Origin of the sequence: Bradyrhizobium sp. B117 (genome assembly GCF_038969555.1) — a bacterium.
Classification (GTDB): domain Bacteria; phylum Pseudomonadota; class Alphaproteobacteria; order Rhizobiales; family Xanthobacteraceae; genus Bradyrhizobium.
In genome coordinates this window covers 8,504,187-8,527,803 of sequence record NZ_CP152414.1, presented here as the reverse complement: position 1 = coordinate 8,527,803, position 23,617 = coordinate 8,504,187, and the positions used below count along the sequence as shown (strand labels likewise).

At 57.9% G+C, this 23,617-nt stretch carries 8 protein-coding genes and 3 pseudogenes; 5 read left to right on the top strand and 6 right to left on the bottom strand.

Features of this window, described 5'->3' with window-relative positions:
* Window positions 1-104: 104 nt before the first annotated feature.
* Window positions 105-1,910 (top strand): S8 family serine peptidase, encoded by a 1,806-nt coding sequence (locus tag AAFG16_RS40700; protein WP_342734440.1) that lies wholly within the window; start codon window positions 105-107, stop codon window positions 1,908-1,910.
* A 546-nt stretch (window positions 1,911-2,456) separates the two neighbouring features.
* Here the strand turns inward: AAFG16_RS40700 and AAFG16_RS40695 are convergent.
* Window positions 2,457-2,840: a hypothetical protein gene (locus AAFG16_RS40695; protein WP_342734438.1), complete on the bottom strand. Its 384-nt coding sequence runs from the start codon at window positions 2,838-2,840 to the stop codon at window positions 2,457-2,459.
* A gap of 2,284 nt (window positions 2,841-5,124) precedes the next feature.
* On the opposite strand from AAFG16_RS40695, the gene AAFG16_RS40690 reads away from it, so the two are divergent.
* The 4 genes from AAFG16_RS40690 (at window position 5,125) to AAFG16_RS40675 (ending at window position 14,500) form a co-directional block, all read left to right on the top strand.
* Window positions 5,125-8,322, top strand: a complete 3,198-nt coding sequence (locus AAFG16_RS40690; RefSeq protein ID WP_342734436.1) for a hypothetical protein — start codon at window positions 5,125-5,127, stop codon at window positions 8,320-8,322.
* Window positions 8,323-8,417: 95 nt separating this feature from the next.
* Window positions 8,418-9,779, top strand: coding sequence for a hypothetical protein (locus AAFG16_RS40685; protein ID WP_342734434.1), 1,362 nt, complete (start codon window positions 8,418-8,420; stop codon window positions 9,777-9,779).
* Window positions 9,780-9,850: 71 nt separating this feature from the next.
* Entirely contained in the window at window positions 9,851-12,097 is a 2,247-nt protein-coding gene (locus tag AAFG16_RS40680; protein WP_342734432.1) for a di-heme-cytochrome C peroxidase, read from the top strand.
* A 1,728-nt stretch (window positions 12,098-13,825) separates the two neighbouring features.
* Window positions 13,826-14,500, top strand: coding sequence for a helix-turn-helix domain-containing protein (locus AAFG16_RS40675; protein WP_342734430.1), 675 nt, complete (start codon window positions 13,826-13,828; stop codon window positions 14,498-14,500).
* Between the two features lie 618 nt (window positions 14,501-15,118).
* Here AAFG16_RS40675 and AAFG16_RS40670 read toward each other — a convergent pair.
* The 5 genes and pseudogenes from AAFG16_RS40670 to AAFG16_RS40650 form a co-directional block, all read right to left on the bottom strand.
* A pseudogene (locus AAFG16_RS40670) lies at window positions 15,119-16,319 on the bottom strand (IS91 family transposase).
* A gap of 12 nt (window positions 16,320-16,331) precedes the next feature.
* A pseudogene (locus tag AAFG16_RS40665) lies at window positions 16,332-17,206 on the bottom strand (tyrosine-type recombinase/integrase).
* 352 nt (window positions 17,207-17,558) lie between these two features.
* A complete protein-coding gene (locus AAFG16_RS40660) occupies window positions 17,559-18,395 on the bottom strand; it encodes a hypothetical protein (RefSeq protein WP_342734428.1) in 837 nt (278 codons plus the stop codon).
* 181 nt (window positions 18,396-18,576) lie between these two features.
* A complete protein-coding gene (locus tag AAFG16_RS40655; RefSeq protein WP_271609451.1) occupies window positions 18,577-18,801 on the bottom strand; it encodes a hypothetical protein in 225 nt (74 codons plus the stop codon).
* Window positions 18,802-19,082: 281 nt separating this feature from the next.
* Window positions 19,083-19,789 (bottom strand): annotated as a pseudogene (locus AAFG16_RS40650) (IS1595 family transposase); the annotation flags it as partial.
* Window positions 19,790-23,617: the final 3,828 nt, after the last annotated feature.

Genomic DNA, 23,617 nt, shown 5'->3' with positions numbered 1-23,617 from the left:
CGGTCGGACGAAATGGTCCAAGGATCCCTCTTGCAACTTGCCGTAGAACGCTTGATCGGTCAATATCGAACGTGTCTTACCCTCCACCGATTGCGAGAAGCGACATGACGGTCATCGATCCGCATCTGCAATGGATGTACGACGACACGCCCGCACACGAGCGGGCGACGACGCGGGTGCCGGTCACGTTCGAATGGCATGGCGATCTTAAGGAACTTGTTGCCTTGGGAATGCGGCTGCACGCGACGGCCGGTGGCATCATCTCTGCCGAGATGCCGCTGTCGAGCCTGCCCGAGGTCCACCGCCTGGGCATCGAATATATAGAGCTCGCGCGCACGCTATACTCGCCATTCGACGTTAGCCGATCCGACATCAAGGCTGACGTGCTGCAGCCCGTGATCGGAAGCGAAGTGGGGAAGGGGGTGATCATCGGCATCGTCGACACTGGCATCGATTATACGCATGCGAGCTTTCGCAAACCCGATGGCAAGACCCGAATCCTCTCGATCTGGGACCAGCGCCTCGAACCCGTGCCGGCACGACCGGGTCGTCCGCCCCGCTTTCCCTCGGAAGGTTCTCCCGGAAACAATGTTGACGGTACGGCTCGCAGTGGTGTGGAATTCACCGAAACTGCCATAAATGACGCGTTGAGAACGGGTGGACGGCCGCTGCGCACCAAGGACGTGCCTGACGATCCACACGGAAGCCATGTCATGGGAATTGCCGCTGGCAATGGCGCCGTTTCGCCCGGCGGCCCGGCGACAGCTTTCGTCGGAATGGCTCCGGCCGCGGATCTGATCGTTGTTGCGACCAAGTTCAACTTCGCGCTGATACGGCAGGGGATCGAATACATCCAGGAACGAGCGAGAGCGCGCAACTGTCCCTGCGTTATCAATCTCAGTTTGGGCCAACCGTTGGGCGCGCGCGACGGTCGTAGCCTGGATGAAAAGGCGATTGATGCTGCGCTCGGGGCTGAGGGGCGCGCCATCGTCGTCTCAGCCGGCAACGATGGAAACAAGAACAAGCACGTTCGGGGCAGGGTCGCGCGCGGCGCCACCGATCGGATCACTTTCCGCATCAATGACAGGCAGATGGCCAAGGAGCTGGACATCGAAATCTGGTACGGCCTGAAGTCGACTGCGGAAAGGTTCGATGTAGTTGTCACCGATCCTTCGGGAGTTTCAATGTCGCTCGCGGCAAGCGGGGGCTCGGTGCGGCGCACGCTCGGCCGCTCGACCGTTAGTCTCGCATCCGCCATTGCCGTTCCTCGCCACGACAAGAACCGGATCAGCATCGCCATTCGTCGGGACGGTCTGCGGATTGCTCCTGGGACATGGTCGATTACCTTGTCGGGTGTCACGGTGGGGACCGGTGCCGACGCTGGCGTTTATCATGGTTATCTGCGTGCCCCGAAAGGACGCAAGGGGATTCCCGCAACCGCGTTCACCTCGTCGCAAACGAGCGCCGCAAGTACCGGTACGATTCCGGCGACCGCGCTCAAGGCCATCTCGGTTGGAGCATACGTTACGAGACCGTCCGCCGATCTGCACAAGCCCGCGGCGTTCTCGAGCCAGGGACCGACGTTGGACGACCGTCAATTTCCCACCCTTTGCGCGCCCGGTCAGTTGATCATTTCGGCGAAGGCCATCAACGCTGAGCCGCACCCGGAGTTCGATGTTGCTGGCAAGCCATTTACGGCCAAGCAGGGTACCAGTATGGCGGCTCCACATGTTGCGGGCGTGGTTGCGGCAATGCTGCAGGTGAAGCCCACGCTCAAGCAAGATCAGGTGGCCAAGCTGCTCGGTGACCATGCCGACGCCCCGCCTGCGCCATTGCCGAACATTTGGGGGCGCGGACGCGTCAATGCGCTGAATTCCGTGACCGCAGCGAAAGCACCGGTAGGAAGCTGATCGCAGCACGAGTTTGGCGCGACGGAGCGAATTCGACCTTGCGGCACGCTCGAGCCTGCCCCGCCCGAACACAGCTCCAAAAAGCTATAGACGACCGCCAAAGTTGGCCTTCTCCCATTGAGCTCGATATCGTCAGCGAACAAGTCTCGGCGGTGCGGCGTGATCTGATTGAAGTAATGCTTGAAGTCGACGTGTACGCTCATGTTGTCGGTACGATAGTTTCCCGTCCGGTCGTACAGCAGGAACGGCCCTGGCGCCAATAGTGCCGCCGTGGGTCTTTGTTGACGCTAAGACGATTTTGAGCCGCGCGACCGTGTCCAACTCAGGCACTGTCGAGGTTGTGCGGACACTACAATCCACATCAGGCGTCGACCCGAGATGCTCTACCTGAGGGCCGCCGAGTGATCGCCGCTCCTCATTGCTCACACTGGTTCGGGCGAGCCCCTAGTCGTCGGGCTTCAGAAGGGCAAATTCCACACGAAATAGAGAAGCGCAGCAATGGCGCCCCAGAAAAGTATGCCGCGGAAGATGACAGCGAGCGCCATGTTAATCGCCGTCTCGCCCAAGCCGCTGCGCCATGGCGATTCCATCGACCGCGTCTGCCAGTCCTTCTAAGAAAACCCCATACCATGCATCATCATCGGGAAGTTCCCACTCTCTTAGGCTGCTTACGTAACGGATCAGAGCAATAACGCCCGCGATCGTCGTTGGCGTTGAACGGATGAGCACATTCGCATGCTCCGCGAGAGCATGGTTCCTTTGACTGCTGATTTCGTCGGCGGCATCAAACTCGGGCCCGTCGAGCTTCGCAGATATGGACATGGCCGCATCGTAATGCGCCGACAGCTCGCGATGACGCTCAATTACTACGAAGGTTAGATCCCGATCGGCTGCAGCAGTCGACCGGGTGGAAAATTCCTGCGATGACAATGTTGGCCCCGAGAAGTAGCAGGCCTATGTTAGCATCGGGGCCATGATGATAATCAGCGTAGAGGGTCCTTCGTGTGCGGTATTTCTGCACGATCGGATTGGGCATTCAGACGAGGTCAGCGACTCCATTTGGAGATCGAGACGTTTCGGGGGCAAGCGCGCGCTTTACTCGCCGGAAAGCGGCTCGGCTCCAGTTGTTCTCTGCGGAAAGCTGCACATTTTGCGCGTATCAAAGGTTGTTATCACTCATCGGCTGCGCTTGGATAGGCTTCGACATTCGAAAGGGGTGGGCGAAATATGAAGTTGATTGCATTAGTTGCCGGTCTGTTGCTGCTCGGCGTGATCGGACAAGCAAACGCACGCGGAGGACATGGAGGGCGCGTCAGCTACGGCGGCGGACATCACACTACCAGTCATGGCGGCAGCTATTTGGGCGGATCCGGCTCATCACACCGTGGCGGGACTTATCTCAATTCGAGAACTGGCAACCGTTACGGCACTCATCGATAACGAGCGAAGAGGCAGGACTCGAGGCGCGGCCATTTGATGAGCCTTTTTTGCGCGTGGGCAACAATGGGAACCGACGTTTCGGCCACGGAGCCGTCAGGGGGGTTCTGCAATACTCCGCTATTCTGGAGCTACGTCTGACACTCCAAATTTGCAAGCCATCGAGCTGCTCTTGTCCGCTCGGGCCGCCGTACCTCAGATCGGCAGCCATGAACGATATACAAAGCCAGCTCAGATCCTTGCACCACGGCTCTTTCGCTACTGAAACATTCCTGCGGTAATTCGAGGAGTCATACAATGAGCTCATTGGGCAGGACGTAAAGATCAGGCTGGCCGATTTGCTCGCCGCATCAGAACTATTCAACCCAAGAGTTGCCTTGCGCTCTATTCGCTGGTGCCCGTCGTGGTGGAGACTGAATTTCGTTCGTCGCCTTTTTTCTCCTTCAGCCCGGTTCAGTCGGCGAAAGTGATCTCGACATAACATAAAGGTGCCCGGGTTCTCGCCCGAAGTATTTCCACCCGTAGCTAATTGGGACGCAAGGACCGAAAAAGCAGCCATCTTGGCTCGGCATACGGTCACCCAACATTCAGGCGTCTAACAAGATCAAAGTAGCTGTCTTGGTGCCCTAGCGCTCACGCCTCATCTCCAATACCGGCATCAATTTTCGATGCGAAGCATGTTCGGTGGCTTCTGTTCGTTCGACATACGAGGGCGCATGAATATCACATTTGGTGAGCCGCGGACGCGAGCTATGTCCGAAGACATAGTTGTTCGGCAATCCGATCACGATTGGCTCACTATGCTCCCGATCAAATTGGCCCGACCGACGATTTAACGCGATGACAAATCGCGCGCTCGAATACTTCTATCGAGCGTGGCCGCTTGATTCACACGAGCGCCTCCCCTGGCTGTTTATGGCGTTGGATGCAATTTTCGAGGATTCAAAGCCGCGCGACCCAGGCAGTCATCGATGCGATCGGGCAGAACGGCGGAAATGGATTCGACTATAATCGATTGAGACTTCCTCTTCGGCTGCGCAACTTGGTGATCCACGGAGGAGCGCCTGGTGTCTACGACTCCGAGAGGTAGCACCAATATTATGAGCAATGCGGTGACGATCCGCTTTATGATCTCGAGGTGATTACGGCACAATGCCTGCGCTCGGGCATCTTTGAAGGGGCGCTGGTCGAGCACCCCGATCCCGATGCCGATCTCATTCGTGCTTACCAAGATGGTACGCTGGGTCGGCACACGCCATGAACGCGCGGCGAAACGACTAGGCTATAACTTGTCCGTCCACTTACCAATCTCGGCCAGTATCTGCTCGAAGGCTGGTTTACCCGCGTAGTAGAGCGAACTGCTGCGCTCATAGGCGTCTGCATACAGCGCGCGTGTCCTCGGTGATGACTATCTGCGATCGACCGATCACGAGAGAGGTGCGGTCATGCGGCTTTATTGCGCTCTAAGCGAATGAGAGAAGAAAAAGTGCGCAAGGTGGCGGATCGAGAGCGAAAAACGCCGACATCACGGGTCTTGATTCTTGGCATCGAAAATCTCTTGACGATTCAAGAGAACGTTAGATAAATCGCGCCACTACTGTAGGTTACGTTCTCAATTTTCAGAGCGGTGTCCGATAGGAGATCTCCGGTCAATTTGTTGCGGGCTGCCCGCTATCTACCACGCCGGCCTTCGACGAGGGCCGGTATGAATTTCTGGAATCCAAAGCCTATTGCTCGCTCAGGACTATCTCCGATAACACTATGGGACATTGACGCGATGACTGTGCGCGAGCAGATTTTTACATTGTTGCGCAACCTCCGGTGGATTGCTGTTCTTTCGGTCGTCATTTCAATTTTGCTGTACTTGCCAGATCAGATTCAGGAGCTCTACCGGATAGCCGCTGACGACATTGGGTGGGTAACGCTCAAGGAGTTCGTCGCCGTGGGCCTGATTGCGCTAACGATCTGGGCGGCCGCTTTTCAGCTAAGCGCCGCAACCCTGCCTCATATCCCGCCCGTTAAGGGACGCATGGCCTTCTGTAGCAAAGCCGCGCCCGTTGTGCTCGGGGCTCTGCCGATCCTCGCCGCGACGGCGGGTCAACTCGCCTCGCGCCCGGCTGAAAAGATCGGTGAGGTCGAGGAAGTCGGAAGTATCTTCCGCATTCAGGACCAATGGCTCGCCTTCGAGCGGAACATGCTACTCATCCTTGCGCTTGCCATGTTGATCCTGCTTGCCTTGTTTGTTGTATTCGCTTGGCAGATGGGGTCAAAACATCGCTCGGCCGCACTCGCGAACCGGGCCAACATCACCTATTTCATCCGCTACAGATTTCTCGCGCTCACGATCGGCGGCATCGCCCTGTTGACGACCGGGTTCGTTTTGTTTCCGGACAGACTTGCACAATTCGTCGGATCGTTCGGTGTAATCGCTCTCTTTGCGATGTGCGTGGCCGGTCTCACCACCCACTTTGCGCTACTGACGATCAGGTTCAATTTTCCTTTTATACCGGTTGTGTTTGGCGGATTGTTCCTGCTTGCCTCATTGTTCGGAGGCGATGACCACGGGCTGCGCAGCGTGGCCAGAGCAACCGCCCCATCAGAAGAGATGCGCATTTCTGCAGTCGAAGCATTTCGGGATTGGCTTCGGCAAAAACCGCGCCTGGCCGAGGCCGAGAGGCTCGGAGAATATCCGGTATTCATTGTAGCTGCCCAGGGCGGCGGCATCTACGCCGCCAACAACGCGGCACGCTTTCTTGCCAGGATGCAGGATCTCTGTCCGGCATTTCGGCAGCATCTGTTTGCGATAAGCGGCGTCTCCGGAGGGAGCGTCGGCTCGGCAATTTTCGCAGCTGCGCTTCATGCCGACAATGCGCCACTTGATGCGATCGCTCCCGACGCAAAGACATGCCCGAAGATCGCCGACTTTCTGGCCGGCGTCGGCCGGGCTGAGGATATCGATGCCCCTGGGCAGGTAGAACAGCGCGTTGCAAGTGTCTTGGAGACGGATTTTCTCTCGCCCTTGGTTGCCGGCTTTCTGTTTACTGACTTCACCCAGCTGTTTTCTCCACTCGCTATCCCAAGTTTTGATCGCGCGCGCTTTCTGGAGTACACGCTGGAGAATGCTGCAGACAGAATGCTCAAGAACCAAAAGGGCGCTGGCGACCAATCCAATCTGCTAAAGGCCGATTTTCAGTCACATTGGACACCTTCCAACAATATGCCGGCGCTGTTGTTGAACACGACAGATGCCGGTAGCGGCAAACGCGTTGTCGTCTCTCCCTTTGATATCGACCCGCTTCACACCAAAGACAAAGACCTCTGTATTCTCTCGATGCTTGATCGTGCCGGCACCGGAGCCGATCAAACTGTCAAGAGCCACTCGCTGCGGATCCCGCTTAGCGCTGCGGCCTTTACCAGCGCGCGGTTTCCATGGGTGACGCCGGCAGCGACGGTCTCCTTGCGGAATGATTGCATTACCGCCAATCCGCAGGCGCGCCTCGTGGACGGAGGATATGTCGAGAATTCCGGAATTGAGACCGCGCTCGATTTGATTGAGCGGCTCAACAGCATCAAGGGCACCTCTGACGCGCCAAAATTCCGGATTTATCTGCTGTCGCTTGTGAGCGGTCAGTTCGGAGATCACGGCTCTTTCATATTCGGTGAGCTCATGGAGCCGGTGCGCGCGCTCTTGAGCACGCGAAGCTCTCGGACCTATGTTGCCCTCAACCACGCGAGCAATATTGATCGTCGGCCAACAAGCGATGTGACGCCCAGCGTGCAACGCTTTCCAACGTTCGGCCGAATAGACATAACAGGCTCGTTTTACAACCTGCCGCTTGGTTGGACGCTATCTCAGAAAACCGAAGATATCATCTCGCTAAGTAGCGGCCGCTTTTGGGATTGTGTGCCGAACGATGACTTCGATCAATCCCGCAAGAAGCAGAGCAATGCCGATTGCCTGCAAGTGAAGTTGTTTCATATCTTGAACGGCTCCGTCGCATCCGCCTTTGAAACGCTCAAAGAAGCCAAGCTTGCCCAGGCAGCTTACGCTGACGAGTTAGACCAAGAATACAGGCCCGCTCCAAAGATTAAACCGCAGCCGTTACTTGCCTGCTATGAAAGCAAGTGGTTGCAGGACCGCGGCTATCAGAAATACCAGGATAAAGTTTCTGCGTACGAGCACCAGCTGGCGCAGTCGATCAAGGACCATTCGCCGGCTCCTGCGCCAGTGCCGCCATATCGAAAGAGCTATATGGCGTATTTCCAGGCCGAGCAGGTCAAAGCCTTGCTGCAGGAATGGGACCGCATTGAGGAGACGGATCCGCGGATCCTGGCCTATATCCTGGGGGCAATTTCCTACGACAGCGCCGACTTTACACGCAGCAGCGAAGACTTCTCTTACAGCGCGGTCGCGCAACTGCCGCGCAAATGGCGCGATCGGATAGAAAAAAACAACGCCGACCTAGCGGCCGCGAACAAACCGCCCCTCGACTTGGACGCATTGCTCAACCATCCCAAGGAGTTGGCCAACTTTGTTCTTGGTTATGAGGGCAACCCGTTCGGAAACCAGGTGGGAACGGACGACGGTTGGCTGTTTCGCCCACGAGGAATGTATCAATTAGTGGGACGCGAGCAATATCAGGAAGCGCAGAATCAGATGCAAGAGATCGGAGAACTGGCGGGGCTTGATCTGCTCGCGCTTCCCGACGCACTGCGTGATGCGAAGATCTCAGCCAAAGTCGCTTTCGCTCACTTTCGGCTTCATCTCTATCAGAACCGAACGCTGTTTGACTTGCTCAAGGATCGCTCGAAGGACTGGATCGCCGTGCGCGCCTTGCAAACAGACATGGAGCATGGCCCCCTCGATAGGGAGCGTGTCAATGCAAGAAGCCTGATGTTTCTCGGCTGCATTGAAGAGGCGTTACATCCAACGCAACTCAAGACATTGCAGAGCAAATTTTACGGCAGCGAGTAAGCATCCTGATCCCCGGCCGCGGGCGGAGATTATGTGACTGAAAGCGGTCTAGATCGGACTTTCGACTTTTCAATCTTACAGGGGAATTGCCGACGATGGCAAAAGATGAAATCCGCCGCTCAAAGCTTGGTCGCCTGTTTACAGCAGCGGGACTGATCGTCGCCATTGCCTCGGGAGCAGGAATAGCCCGGGCCGAGACGCCATCCAAGCCGCTTTCGGCCAACGATGTGTCCATCCTGTTTCCGCCACCGAAAGCGTCAGCAGACCTCGTCAATCTGATCGCGCTGTCCGATCTCGCCGGCCCCACTGGGGCTCCGCAGCGGCTTTTGTCCGATGAGGATTTCGCGCGTTTTATCGCAAACGCCGAAAATCCAGAACGCGACGGCGTGCCGGACTCGGGCGCGCGTCGCATTCAGCTGCCCGACGTCGTGAAAAAGGTCGATGCCTGGTTCGTTGCGGGCATCCGGATCGATCCCGGAGCCCCGGGATTATCTGCCGATGTCATCGCTCAGTTTGGCCGGCAACCGCAAATCCGCCTCATCATTCAGCCGGTGACCAATGGTCCGCAAGGATTCAAGGTCCATGACACTGCCGGTCATCTTATCTTCAGTTTCAACCTCGAACCGGAGTCACCTCTTGATGGTTGTGCGCCATTCCCGCGATTTAAACCCGACGATCAAGCCTTTAAGGCAATCGTTCGTGATGTTGCATCTTTGCGTGATCAACTTGCGGCTGGAAAGTTCGGCAATGTCAAGGTCTCGACTGCCGGTGACATGAACGTGCACCCGGGCCTTGTCGGTGCATCCGCAAAAACATTTCGTGATGCTGTCAAAGCTCTGCTGGAAAAGCATCTCTCGCCGCAGCGTCTTAACACCATGGCCGTCATGGGGATTTCACCACCCGAACCCTGGGTGTTCGTCTCGATGCTAAGGGTCCCGCAGGCCGGGTTGATACCAGTGCCTGGCCCGACGCTCGATGGCCTTCATACCGCACAGATGTTCAGCATCGTCGGCGGAACGCACGTAGTCCCGCGACCTGCCACGAACAACCAGAATCCGACGACGTGTCGCCACGCTGCGCTGCAGAAGCCTCCCCTGCCTCTTGCCGATCGTAAGGGTGTTTCGACAGCCGATTTCATCGATGCCAACGTGCCAAATAGCCGCGTACTCGAGATCGTCAATCTCATTGCCGATACGAAGAAGAGCCACTTCTTCAATACGGACTGCGTGAGCTGTCACACCGAAACCGCGCAGCCACTCGCCAGGAAAGTGCAAGGCTTCGCGGTGTCCGGCGTGAACCGAGCCGTTCTACCGAAAGAAGACTGGAATGTTCGCAATTTCGGTTGGTTCCCCTCGTTCTTGCATGGTGGCCCAGCGGCCGCGACCATAACGCGACGCGCGGCAGCCGAGACCGCTGACGTCGTCACCTTCATCAATAGCCAATTGCTGAACAGGTAATAAGTGCCATGTCGGAACTCGGCAGGCGCTCGCGCGGCTGCAGGCGCCTTTAAGATTAAGGAGAGGTTGCTATGGGGGCGCGTTCGTTCAGCGCATGGATCGGTGGACTGGTGAGGCGGTGGCCTCATGTCGTCGCTCTCTTGTTCGCCATTGTGTTCGTCGCGGTGGCGTCAATAGGGCTGGCGTATTTCGCACCCGAGAAGCTGCGCGACGCGGCGCTCAAGGTCAAGAATGCCGCAAATCTGGTTGCCCAATTGCTGCCCGCGACACTGCCTGCGCCATCGAAGATCGAGAGCGCATACTGGCTGCCACAGAACTGGACTGCGCGGCAGCGTTACTGGTTCCACCACACGTCCCAAGGCACGGCGACCATTCCTGTGCCCTATAGATGGTTCTTGGCTTTAGAACGTCCTGAGTTGTCGGTCCGTTACACGAGCCTGGCGGACAGCGAGTACCTGCGACGCCTTGGTTTCATCCCAAGTCCGAGCTCAAAGGACTTTGACGCTAGCTCACCTGCGTACGGCTACCAGGAGGATGCCAAGGGCGTTAGCTCCACTTGGACAGCGAGCACGCCTGACAATGCAAATGGTTTGCCTGTAGGTTTCGCGATCCTGAAGGGGGGCGTCGACCCGACAACGGGGGGCTTCTACGAAGATCAGATCGGACTAACCTGCGCCGCCTGTCATACGGGTCATCTGGAGTACAAGAATGTCAGCATTCGCTACGATGGTGGGCCGGCGATGGTCAATCTTGGCGAGGTTGAAAGGGTTACTGGTCTATCAATCGGCTATACGCTGAAACTGCCGTGGCGGTTTGAACGCTTCGCCGACCGGCTGGAAAGCATTGAAGGTCGACGCCTCGACCGCAAGAAGCTTCGAGGTGATCTGGAGCTCGCATTTCAAAAGATCAAGAAGCAAAAGGCCGCAAACGATAGCCTTTTGACGAGGCAGGGCGTCACGAATCTCGACGAGGGTTTCGGTCGACTTGATGCCTTGAACCGGATCGGCAATCAGGTCTTTTACACCAATTTTCTCGACCCTGTGACCGGAGAACTCCCAGATCCGCTCCTCAAGGGCAACTTCGCGCGCAACGATGCTCCTGTGAGTTTTCCGCCAATCTGGGACACGCCGTACTTCCTTTGGGCGCAGTATGACGCCTCTGTTCTCAACGAGCTTGTTCGCAATTCTGGCGAAGCGCTCGGCGTCAGCGCGAAAATCAACATGAGGGCACCCGCGCCGGGACGGCCACTTTTTGAATCATCCATCCATCTGTCGGATATTGCGGTTTTCGAGGAGCTTTTGCGCGGTACCGATCCCTTTTCGTCGCCGGAAGCAAGCGGTAGGAAATTCAACGGGCTTGTCGCGCCACGATGGAAGGATGCGCAGGACAGGTTTCGAGGCGACCCGGCCTGGGCCATCGACGAAAACCTCGTCGAGAAGGGTCGCGATCTTTATCGCTCGCACTGCTTTGAATGCCACCGTGGACCCGTCAACGATCCCGCATTCGATGCAAAGTGGCCGGAAGATTCGTTCTGGAAGCCGGAGAACCCAGATCGCTCTGCCAAGGGCGAGAAAAATTGGGTGGAGATCGGCGGACGCCACTATTTCAACGTTGCTCAGCTACCAGTGAACGTCATCGGCACCGATCGTCAACAATCCAATGTCCTGATGACGCGGCGTGTTCACTTACCCGAGGCACTCGGTCTCAATCCGATCGATGACTTGAACAAAGCTTGGGGGTGCGGCCTTCCGGCCGATAAGGCGGCAAATCCCTTGTTTGTGCTCGCCCTGATGGATGTCGTGGGTAAGACGATCGATCAATGGAACCTCGCCAACAACTCTTCCGAAAAAGCCAAGCAACAGATGTGGGGGCCGAGGAAGAACTGCCAAAACCCGCGAGCATATATTGGAGCGCGTGTGCGCCGTAACGGCAAGGACGAAGATGTCCTTACTCTGGAACCTCAGTACCGGGCACGTCCGCTGGACGGAGTTTGGGCAACAGCTCCGTATCTGCACAATGGATCGGTGCCGACGCTGAAGGACATGTTATTGCCGCAGGGCCAGCGGCCAAGTTCTTTCTGCGTTGGTAGCCGCAAATTCGATCCTGTTAGCGTCGGACTCGTTGCGAAAGTGCGAGCGAACGACGCCTGCCCGGCCGGCCTGACGGACTTCAACGTATCGCTGCTTGGCAACAGCAATCGCGGGCATTCCTTTCAAGGGCGGGAAACGGATTTAACGAAGCTGCCCCCGGGGGTCATCGGGCCAGAATTGACCGACGCCGAGCGGCGGGCGCTTCTTGAGTATTTGAAGACGCTGTGAGAGGCCATCACGTTGGATGCGCGGCGCTCCTCGCCGGGCGCTAGGTGAGGGCGATTTTTGGCAAGAACATTATCCAGGTAAACTAAGTGCGCACTGAGGACGCGTCACTCACTGTCCTGAACGGGCGTAGCCGGACTTCGACTTCCCTCCGAGGATCATATGGCGGCGCCGCTTCTTCAGTCGATTGCCAGTCATGCCAAGCCGCGCCGGGCTTGGCTGATGAATTCAGACAGAGCAAGGCTGGCCGGAACTAGAGCCTTGATCAGGAGTAGAGCCGTGATGTTTTTTGGTGCTGCTACAGGAGTTGCTCACGCGCTAGAGCTGGGAAGGCAGGTTGCGCGGACACTTCGGAACGTGAACTGGACGCGCCCGCGGTCATCCGCGTCGCCAACGGAGCTTGTTGGGTTCACGATATCGAATAAATCGCCGATCACTGGTGAGCGCCGCGAGCCGATCTCTTCAGCCGCGCGGCCCCGCCTGGCATCGAGAAGATTAAACTAGTCGAAACACTTTTCGGAATTCGTCGGCGATCTTGCTGAGAGATCAGGGAGAAGACACGCAACACAATTTATTGTATGATTTAGCAACCATAAGTAGGGAAGTACAGAAGCCATTTCCTTCCGTCGGCGCCGCCCAGTCTAATATTTATGTCATGAAGTTCGCGCCTGCCGTGGGGTCATTGCACCCCTCCATTGGAGAAGATCATCTATGCTCGACTCCGAAACAACTGCCTGCCTTCGTCGAGTTCTGGACGAGGTTTGCCAAGGACTATCCCCTAACGAGACCGGCACCCGGACGCATGTCGCTTCCAAAATTCTAGAGGCCGCCTGGCGAGGCGAGACGTCCGTCGAAGTTCTCCGGCAAGTCGGACAGAAAGCGTTAACCAGCGCTCCTTCGATGTGGCATCGGCAAGCTCGTCGTCGATCACCCGAAAGTAGCGATGCTGGCGAACCCGGCGACAGTTCAACCAAACAGGATTAAGCACGCCAGTCTCGATCCATGATCAAGATATCCAAGCATTCAAGGAGCGCGCCGTCCTGGAAACTGATCCGCTAAGCGCACGAGACTGCATGAGCCGCGCTAAACCGACTATTCATGGACTGGCCAACCGCTCTTGCGGAGCGGGATCATAATCAGGTCCGCCGATCGACAAGTAGCCCGCAACGTACCAAGGCGGCTTGGTTAGCATGGAACGCGACGAGCGCGAGTAAACTATTCTAGCTGAATAAAACGGAACGGAAGCGCACGCCCATATTCTATTTGGCTTGGAGAGAGAGCGGGCCTGCATTGTGCGGGCGACACAAATTAGCAATCGTGCGCTGGTGCAAAGTGCTGTGAGACTGTTGCTCGATGCTTCGGTGTTGCACCGTCAAAGGCTGGAAGAGCGTGAGTTAAGACGTGGGATCGTTCGCGGCTGAAGCGAGGTAAATACCTCTTGCCCAAAGGGTTGAATCACGGCAGTCCGGCCAAACGCAACGCTCCTGGCCCGACCCTGGTACGGCGCTTACGGAAAGGAGCGGACATCAACCAGCTCTCAATCTTTGCCAAATCCCTCGAAAATGACCCTCAGCGGACAAAGTACCGGCTCCGGCCAGCAACCTGACATTGTACCTTGAGACAATGATCTAAAGAACAATCATTGATTACCCTACTTTTCTTCGACCGGCTTCGACAGGGAAACGTCTCTCATTCCGCACACGGTCGTTCGATATGTAGGGGAGCTTACCTATGTTGTTGCGTACCTCGGATCGACGCAAACTCAATACTATTGATGATTTCGGCTTCGGGAGTGCGTCGAGCCACACCGTCAGCTTGAATGAATTTACATATCGAAAGGGCTGCGAAATCTACGGCGAGAAGGAACCTGCCGAGCACGTCTATCAAGTGAAGCGTGGCGCCGTCCGAAGCTACAAGCTGCTCGCGGACGGTCGGCGACAAATCGGGGCATTCCACCTAATGGGCGATATCTTCGGGCTCGAAAACGGCGAGAAGCATCGATTTACGGCAGAAGCTGTCGTGGAAACCACCGTCCGCTTGATCAAACGAGAAAGTCTCCAGGTCATAGCCGAAGCAGACGCAGTGGTCGCGCGCAACCTGCTCAGCATGACGACCAGAAACCTAGAGCACGCGGAAAATCACATGCTGCTCTTGGGTCGCAAAACCGCAGTAGAACGGGTCGCCGCCTTTTTAGCCGAAATGGATGCCCGAACTGGAGCGAACACGATGTCGCTTCCAATGTCTCGACGCGACATTGCCGACTATCTCGGCCTAACCCTAGAAACGGTCTCGCGGGCTGTATCGCGACTTCATTGTGAGGGCGTTCTTAGTTTCGTAGGCAATACGCAGCGCCAGATTGTTATTCTGGATAGGAAAATGCTCCAGAGCTTTGACTTGCAAAAATAGCCAGCGTGGAGCGTCTCGTTCGGAAAGGGAGGATATGAGGCGACGGCGCAGCGACGAATGTCTGCTCGTGGCCATCCGCGAAGTTGCGCGTCGTCTGGAGGAGGCCCGCTTCCTGCGGCTAAGCGGACTGGGGTTATCACCGGCACGGCAAAAGCGCGTAGGCGGCCGGGCCCGCGACCTGCTTATGGCTATTCGCATTTTCGGAGACGAGCGCGGCAACGACCGTTTTCAGGATTCAAGTCGGGACCGACGCGTGACCGCCGGGCGGAGTCGCCTTCTGTGAAGGGTTTCGGATGCCGGCCGCTTGAGAGACGGCGCCGCGTGTTCAGCGGCCGGCGTCCGAAAACCTCCAAGGGAGGAAACCGCGCTTAAGGGACGGAATGGCGTGCGGCAGGCGCTATGGGGATTTGAGCGTCGCAGGCGAGCTGGCTGATTTGGATCGAGCCGATGCAACGAGTGGTGCGACGGTGAAGCGGCTGACGAATGCACGGCGAATGGGATCGGACCCTAGAAGTTGTCCGACCTCTTGCGACGGCTGGCGGACATCCGGGTGTGCTCTGTCGTGGCTGGTCGAGAGCCAGCGAGTGCGAGGGGCAGATTTGCCGGACTGTGACACGGTCATGAGGTGTCGATTCTGATGCGGTTCGGTGGAGCCGTCGGCTGATGCCATGGCGTTGCACCACGCGCGAACACTTCGATGATGATCATGCGACCGCCGCAGCATGGACAGCTCGGCTTGTTGGGATCGACGGCAGCAGCGGTGGGCTGGCCTTCCGGTTTTACAGCGGCAAGGAGTTCACGCGCGCGTGCGATGTTGTCAGCGCACGCGCTTCTGGCGAACAGACCGTAGTGGCGGATGCGGTGCTATCCCTTGGGCAGCGCGTGGATGAGGAAGCGACGGATGAACTCGAAGGTCCCGAGCGTCACGCGCTTGTATCGATCGCGGCCCTCGATGCGATAGTCCTTCCACTTGAAGGTGACGTGCTGCTGGTCGAAGGCAATCAGGCGACTGTTGGCGATGGCGACGCGGTGGGTGTAGCGCGACAGATAGGTCAGCACCGCCTCAGGGCCGCCGAACGGCCGTTTTGAGTAGACGACCCACTCGGCCGTGTGCAGCGGCGCCAGGAAGGCCGCGAAGGATTGCGCATCGGCAAGATCGGCGTGGCCGCCGAAGAAACTGAGGCGGCCGGCCTGGTGGGCGGCGACGAGCTTCTGCAGGAACAGCCGGCGGAACAGGCGGGAGAGCGCGCGCACAGGCAGGAAGAATCCCGGCCGGCAGGACACCCAGCGCTCGCCGTCGGGGGAGATGCCGCCGCCCGGCACGATCATGTGCACGCGGGGGTGATGGGTCATGGCCGAGCCCCAGGTGTGCAGCACCGAGGTGATACTGATCCGCGCACCCAGATGCTTCGGATCAGCGGCGATCGTTAGCATGGTCTCGGCCGAGACCTTGAACAAGAGCTCGTAGAGCACCGCCTTGTTCTGGTAGGCGAGGTCGGTGATGGCCGCAGGCAGCGTGAACACCACGTGATAGTACGGCACGGGCAACAGCTCGGCCTCGCGGTCGGCAAGCCAGTCCTTTGCGGCGGCGCCCTGGCACTTCGGGCAGTGCCGGTTGCGGCAGGAGTTGTAGGCGATGGTGGTGTAGGCGCAGTCCGCGCAGCGCGCGACATGGCCGCCGAACTCCGCCGTGCGGCAGCGCTCGATCGCCGACATCACCTTCAGTTTCTCGAGGCTGGACATGGCCGGCATGGGCGTGACGCCATGCTGCGCCATGGCTGCGGAAGATATCCGCAACCTCCAAGGCCGGGCGCGGCACCAGCGCCGCGCGTCAGCCGGGCGGCCGGATCTCCTTGAGCTTGAGGGCGATGTGCTCCAGCGGGCTCATGACCTCGCTGATCATCTTGGTGGCGACGCGGGTATAGAGCGCCGTGGTGTCGAGCTTGGCGTGCCCGAGCAGCACCTAGATGACGCGAACATCGATGTTCTGCTCCAAGAGGTGGGTGGCGAAGCTGTGCCGCAGGGTGTACGGCGAGACGCGCTTGTTGATCTCCGCCATCTGGGCGGCGGCATGACAGGCGCGATTGAGCTGGCGCGTGGTCATCGGCTGGGCCGGATCGCGACCCGGGAACAGCCACCCCTGCGGGCGCGCCGCCCTCCAACAGGCGCGCAGAAACTCGAGCAGGCTCGGCGACAGCATGACGTTCCGGTCCTTGCCGCCCTTGCCCTGCTCGACGCGAATGATCATGCGCTTGCTATCGATGTCGCAGACCTTGAGCGAGACCACTTCCGTGGCACGAAGTCCCGCACCGTAGGCCACGCTCAGCGCCGCCTTGTACTTGAGCCCCGGTGCGGCATCGAGCAGCCGCGCCACTTCCTCCACGCGGAGCACCACTGGCAGCTTGCGCGGCTCGTGAATGACATGGGTATGCTCGACGATCTCGTGGCGCTTCAGCGTGACCTTAAAGAAGAACCGCAGCGTCGAAACCGTTTGATTGATGGTCGGCACGCCAATGCCGCTCGCCGCCAGATGAGCTGGTAGCGGCGCACGTCCTCGAAACTCGCTGTATCCGGTGATCGCCCGAGAAACGCCGCGAAGTTCTTGACCCTTTGCACATAGTCATGTTGGGTTTGGGGCGCGAACTTGCGAATCGTCATGTCTTCGATCATGCGCCGGCGCAGCGGGCTCACTGCCTCGTCGGTCATGGGGATGCTCCTGTTTTGAGTGAAGGTTGCGAACCCCTCATCTCAAAACAGGACGCCTCCGTTGCGCTATCCTCTTGGCTGTGTCGCCCGCCGCAGTGTCCTACCGCGCGAGCGGTTTAGTCCTTTGGCCCATCGCGACATATTGTGCTGCCGCACGAAGTCGGTCGCTGTGGGGGCAAAGCAGACATTGCTTTAGTCGCATCACGCCGCCGGCACCGAATGTCTATCAGTTTGCGGCGCATGTTTTCCGGGGCGCTGGCCGGAGCTCAGCCGGAGATTATATACTTGACACGCAGAATCTAGTTCTGGCGCCGTGGACGGTGCTTCGGCGCCGTCCACGGCGCGCCCGCGGTTATGTCTTTCCCTTTTTATCTTCGAGATAGGGAAGTAGTCCTGAAAGCAATCCGTAGGGAGTTGGATTGCTGGGATCGAACTCTGTTTTCTTCATCTGAAGTGGCGGAGTGGGTGTTAGAAGCGATGGAGGAGGGGGCGGCGCAGGAAAGCTTCCGCTAGGTGCTGAGGAGGCAAAAAGTCCTCCCAATAGTCCGAAGGACTGCTTGTTTCTTTTTTCCTGCCTTTTCGACCACGCCTTAAATGCCGCCGATCTGTTGCCGTGTCGCTTCTTGCTCATCAGCCGCAAGGCATGGAGGCAGAGCGATACATAGCGCCATTGTAGCGGGTATTTGCTGGACTTTGCGAAATTTCGCTTTTGCCCCTTCGGCGCCGAAAGTTTGATTAGTTCATCTGCGATAAATGGATGATCAAAGTCCATGAGGCGTTTGGTGTGAGCGAATTTGTTTCGTATGTTCCTGATGACATCCAGGTTCGCGCGCATGCTGCTGTCTAGAATGCCGAGGTAGTTGGCGAACTTGATCTTGCGATCAAACGTGCCGAGCGGGCCGTCCTTATCGGAAAGGATGGCTTCCCATTCGTTTTGGGAAATGCGGCGAAGTCTGGCTTTGATTGAAAGCTCTAGTTCGTGCTCGACTGCTAGCGCGCCGATTAGGGCGTACGAGATGGCCACCGGCGGTGTTAGGATGGCGTCTAGCATGGCGTTACGCTCTTCGAGCGTAAGTTCCTTGGTGACGAAATCGCGCTTATCGCGCGCCTTTTTTTCCGCGATTGCGAGGCATGTAAGGGCCTTATGAGCAAAGATAAGAACGGCACATACGACGAGAAGGAGGCTCAAAAGCGTTTCTAGGCTGCGCTAAGTGGCGCACTCAAGACGCCTCATGAGCCGCTGAAGGAAAAGCCCCGGACGGCTGCGAAGAAAGGCAGCATCAAAAAATACGGAAGCAGAGTGATGGGTAATCTCGAAAGGACCCGGCTTTCCTTTTTGGAAAGCCGGGTTTTGTTACTCGAAAGACAGCTTAGATTTCGTTCAGCGCCTGCTGAAGAACCTTCTTCGCTTCCGCAATCGCCAGATCCTTCTCCTTGCCTTCTCGCGCAGGTGGATCAAACGGAAAGGTGACTTGGAGCATTTTTGGCATATGGGGTGGATTGCCCGGAGTGGGCGATGTCGGATTGTCGAAGGCAACCAGTGTTGCTTGTTCGTTCATCAAATCGACGTTGATGTTCTGCACTTTGAAGGCCATTCCGGCCCCTTTCTGAATGCCGGGCCGACCTTGACTGCATAGGAGAATCTGGAGTCTCTTCCAGATGTGAATTCCCTATTGGACCGCGATCGACCCCTAATGTTGATTGCGGTATCGGAAGCCCGCCCCCGCGAAGGGCGGGCTTTTCGACTCAACGGAGAAGTGGAACCGATTCTCCGCTGCGAGTCTAGGTGGTGGCAGACCACTTCCGCAGCTTCTTTGGCGGATACTTCTTCGCTCGCCAGCGCAGGAAGCGCCGCGCCAGCCGTGATAGATCGCGCTTAGTGAGATTGACGATACGTCAGACGCTTGCCAACCGCGCTCTTGACGGCAAGGTCCGCACGTTCCCCATCCGACGCCGGTACAGAGCGGTTTGAATCGCGGAAGTCAAATTCCGCGAGGTAGCGGTCAAAGTGCTTCTCAGCGCAGTGCTGATAGACGCCTTTCATGCCGCGCTTGAAGATCGAATAGTAGCCTTCGACCGTGTTGGTGCTGATGTCGCCGCGAACGTACTCGTCCTTGGAGTGGTTCACGGTCTCATGGTTGAGACCTTCGACTTCGGCAATGTACTTGTAGGCGTTGGCTTCGTCCGTCATCAGGCGCACCTCTTTGCTGAGGTTGGCGCGGATGATCGGCAGGAGTTCTCCAGCGCGAACGCTGTCAATGTGGAAGCTGCGCGCAGCGCCGCCGCGCTCCACAAGCGTAAGCAAAACGCTTTTGTTCGCCCAAGCGTAACGGCCCTTTCGGCATACCCTGAAGGCGGCTGTAGAAAGTCTCCTCAACCTCAACCGGCTTGCGGCCGCCGCCCATGGGCGGGAGCAGGCCGCCCGCGCGCATCGCTTCGCGAATGCGATGGGTGAGGAACCAAGCCGACTTGTAGGTGATGCCGAGCATGCGATGGAGCTGGTGGGCGCTAATGCCCTTCTTGCTGGACGCCATCAGGTAGAACGCCTGCAATGTGCAACTTGATATGGCTGCTCTCCATCACGCTCTTGGTGGTGGCCTGTTCAACAAAATCGAGTTGCAGCCCCGAGGAACGAACCGGCCCAGGCTTTGAGATCGCAGCGACAGCCGTTCGGGAAACGTTAGAGGGGTTTTCAGCCCTGCATCAGCGGGAAACCACTAAGCTGCACATACTGAATGGTTGCACCATGTCCATGAATTGCTAAGCGTCTCCCGTCCGCTCAAAACGCAAGACGGTGAAGTCTCTCAGCTGAAAAAAGGAACGCGCGACGGTTGGGTTACCGATTACAACGACCAATTCAGATCGAACCCGGTACGGCAAGTCGCAAGCTACTTTGGCGGGAGCTATTGACTGCACAACAGCGGCGGTCTGACCAAAGTCCCGCAGTGGCGACTTCAGAACGCCCAAGGCGAGAGCGCGAGCGCAAGGGGGCAGACGTCGCGGTTGGATCCGCCAGTATCAAAATGAGCAGATAGCGACGCGTATCCTTGCTCCCATGACGTCTGAGCCTGGACAAATTGCGACTCAGCGCCGGGTTGAGACCAGGGCGAAGCGATTTCGCCTTTGGCCGGGTCCGTACCAATCGAGCGCGGCGGAGCCGGCATACGCCAAGCTCGGTCAGCTGAGAAAGTCCGATTTAAAAAAAACGCCCATGTGCAATAGCGATGAGGGTGTCAGGAAAGAGTTGTTGCGGGAGACGGGGAGCCGCGCGAGGCGACTGGCGCCATGTGAGAGAATCCGATGCTGGTCCTGCTAGCCCACTATGCCAGCGAAACCAGCGGGGGTAGCCTCGGCGCTCGCGTTGTGAACCCGCTGTAAGCGCTGGTCCTGGAAGCGAGGTTCCTAACAGATGCCGCAAGCCTCTGTGGTCGGCCAATGCCCGCCACCTTTGCTCCCGTGAGGGGCAATCCCCAACAGTGCTACCAATTGATCGTTGAGAGCTACCGCAAGCGCACCTACCTGGAGTGGTGGGCAAGCCGTTAACGACGACGCTGTCCCTACCGGACCAGCGACGTCAAAGGTTAGCGGCGACATGACTCGGCGCTCAAGGCTCTGAAAAGCGCTGTCCCTGCCACGCGCCGCTAACTTTGGTGCCAGCCTTGTCCCATTCGGTATCAACGCTGACACTTCGCCCCCCTGGGGTGCCCCAAGTTGTAGGCTTAGCACGACTGCCAATCACCTACCTGAATTGGTCGGATCGTCTGCTACTTTTAAGCTGGTCCGCTGCCTCGTGAAGAAATTGGAGATGTCCGCATACTAAACCGCTCGGCTGCATGAAAAAGGCTTGCGCGCTGCCGCTCATGACAGAGTTGAGAATGCTGGCGGGGTAAGACGGGAGGCATGGAAGCAAACGCTTGAAAGACCACAAGCGCCCCAAACTTTAACATCGTCAGCCTCCCTCGGCACAAGCTGACCGGCTGTCGATGCCGGAACGAGCATGACGGTGCTGCCAGCACGAGACATTTCTCGGCCACCGGAAGCAGCGCGGGCGCGACTCGGCGCCGGTCGGTTGGGGCTAGATCGGAGCGTCCCTGCCGCGCCTGCGCTGCAGATTGAGGTTAGCAGGAACGTGACTCGGCGCTGTCCCATTCTGGTAAGGCGCTGTCTCTACCACGTCGCTAACCCCAGCGCGTCTGTACTCAGGCTAGCTTTCCAAAAGCTGACGAAACCCGTGCAGCAATTCACAAACGAACAGCAGCTTTTGTGGCCGCTTGCGGACCATGCTCACGGGCGGCCGCTGAACTGCCCCATCGCCGCGCAGCCAGAAATGGACCCGCTCGCTCACAGGCCTGGCACAAAGGATCTCCTCTGCGGTATAGACGCCGCAAGTACAGACTCATCGAACCCCAATCATGGTGACCAGAAAAGTGGCGCATGCGTGTGCGCACAGCATGATAATCTATTGGTAATATGCAGTTGAAGGGCTCGACTTCAGAGGGTGGGTGGTGCGCAACGGCTTCGTATTGGCTTGGCCTCAATATTCGAAGGCCGCTCAAGCTGCGCAACGTGCTGTTGACCGCGCCGGACCAATGTTATGGGCGCGCAGCTTTGCCGTATACCCTGGCTATATCGCGTGTCCATTCGGTTGGGTGGTCGGCCGGCGAGTTGTTCAAATGGCGAATGCACATTCCTTGACCCCGTCGTCCACAGCGGCATGAAGTCGCAGTGGATCACCGCCTCCAAATAACGGCCAGCTCGCGAGGGGCGGGTTCATCACGCGCGAATAAAGCTCAGGACCGTCAACCGGCCATGGATGAGTCGAGGCGATATCGCATGGCTCCTGGCCCGCGCCGCCAGAGCCTACGCCGTTTTCCGAGCTGCGGCCAACGCCATCGACTCCGAACCATTCGATGCGCCAGCATCCGGTCTGCGAGCTGACGCGCGCCACCGCGTACTTATCGCATAAGTGCGCTGTCAATTGTCACTACCAGATCTGGGCGTTTGGGAAGCAGTACTTGCATCGTAAGGTTACGGAAAGGTTCGGATGCACATGAGTGTGTTCCCATCCAGCTTCGAGACGCGCAAAGCAGTGCCACAGCGAACATGAATATCAGCTCCCAATTCTTTACCGATGCACGCGCGCGAGAGCGGGCCGTCACCGACCAAAAACTCAGCAAATTTAGAGCACCGGTCCCGAGACGTTCAGGTTTCCAGATGAGACGTGGCATGAAGCCGATAGCGCGGACGGCCGCAGCAATAAAGCGCGCTCGGGCCATCTCCGATCTCGACCGGTGCTGCGCAATCTGGTGGCTCTATCGCCTCCATTTCGGCATCAACCGCGACGTGATGTTGGGCCTTGCCGCGATCGCCCGGGAGAGATCCCGCTGCGGCATTTAGGCCCCGTGACATCGACCACCTTCCATGCGAGCAGCTGGCGCTGCCCCACCAAATCTGCCACCAGGTTGCGCGTTTGGCTGGCGGACAAAGTCTCAGCCCAACGCCAAACGTGTCAAGTCTCCCCCAGCCCACCCAGGGTCGCAATCACATCTAGTACCGGCGGACTGGACTGCTGCGACCTAGTATCAGTGCGGCCGCAGACGAGAAATCCGTTGAGACGATGATCGCTTTGGCCGATCCGACTTGCGCGCTCTTCACGCAGGTCGTCGCGGGTGATTATACGATATGCCGCCTTTTCTCGCCGTCAGCCACCTTCGGAGATGGCCTACAGTCAAAAAAGGAGCGGCTATACCAAGTGACCGACCACTCCTTCATCCCGTTTGCTTGCTTGACACACTTCTCCGGAAGCGACGAACGTTCGGGCTGAAACGGTCCACCAAAACTGGCGCGGCGTTCGGAGGATTACTGTCGCCACATACGAACACATCGGCGGCCGAAGACCTTTCAGGCCAAGTATGTAGGGTCATGAGCGTTTCAGCCAACAAGGCTATTGCGGAGACGCCGTGACCGGGGCAAAACTTGTGAACATGAAGGTGGAGTAGTGTCGCCCTCGCTGTCGAAGGGCTTTTCGGATTGCGCTTTCCGCAAGCTCCGGATCATCGAGAATCTTCGCTCCCCATAGCTTGGTGAGCATATAGGGCGCATCTGTGGATAGGTGGGGCGTCCTTCTCGTTATCCAAAGTCATAAAGAAATCTCAGTTGAATGACGGCCAAATAGGCTGAGCTATGCGGATTTAGGTGAGGAGGTGATCAGGCGTTTTCTTCGCCGGTGCCAGCCCTTGGATGACCTCAATGCCGTCCGCCGGACTGGCAGCTCACGCTTCGATAATTCATTCTAGTGTTGAGCGCCGCCGGGTCCTTGATGCGACGATCATCGGCGTTTGAACACCATCGGTCTGGCGGTGGCCGCGATAAGGAGCGTTTTGCCCGGACAAACTGTATACCCGGTGGCGA

Coding starts and splice junctions, on each gene's coding strand:
- AAFG16_RS40700 (WP_342734440.1), top strand. CDS start 105: ATGACGGTCATCGATCCGCATCTGCAATGGATGTACGACGACACGCCC.
- AAFG16_RS40690 (WP_342734436.1), top strand. CDS start 5,125: ATGACTGTGCGCGAGCAGATTTTTACATTGTTGCGCAACCTCCGGTGG.
- AAFG16_RS40685 (WP_342734434.1), top strand. CDS start 8,418: ATGGCAAAAGATGAAATCCGCCGCTCAAAGCTTGGTCGCCTGTTTACA.
- AAFG16_RS40680 (WP_342734432.1), top strand. CDS start 9,851: ATGGGGGCGCGTTCGTTCAGCGCATGGATCGGTGGACTGGTGAGGCGG.
- AAFG16_RS40675 (WP_342734430.1), top strand. CDS start 13,826: ATGTTGTTGCGTACCTCGGATCGACGCAAACTCAATACTATTGATGAT.
- AAFG16_RS40655 (WP_271609451.1), bottom strand. CDS start 18,801: ATGGCCTTCAAAGTGCAGAACATCAACGTCGATTTGATGAACGAACAA.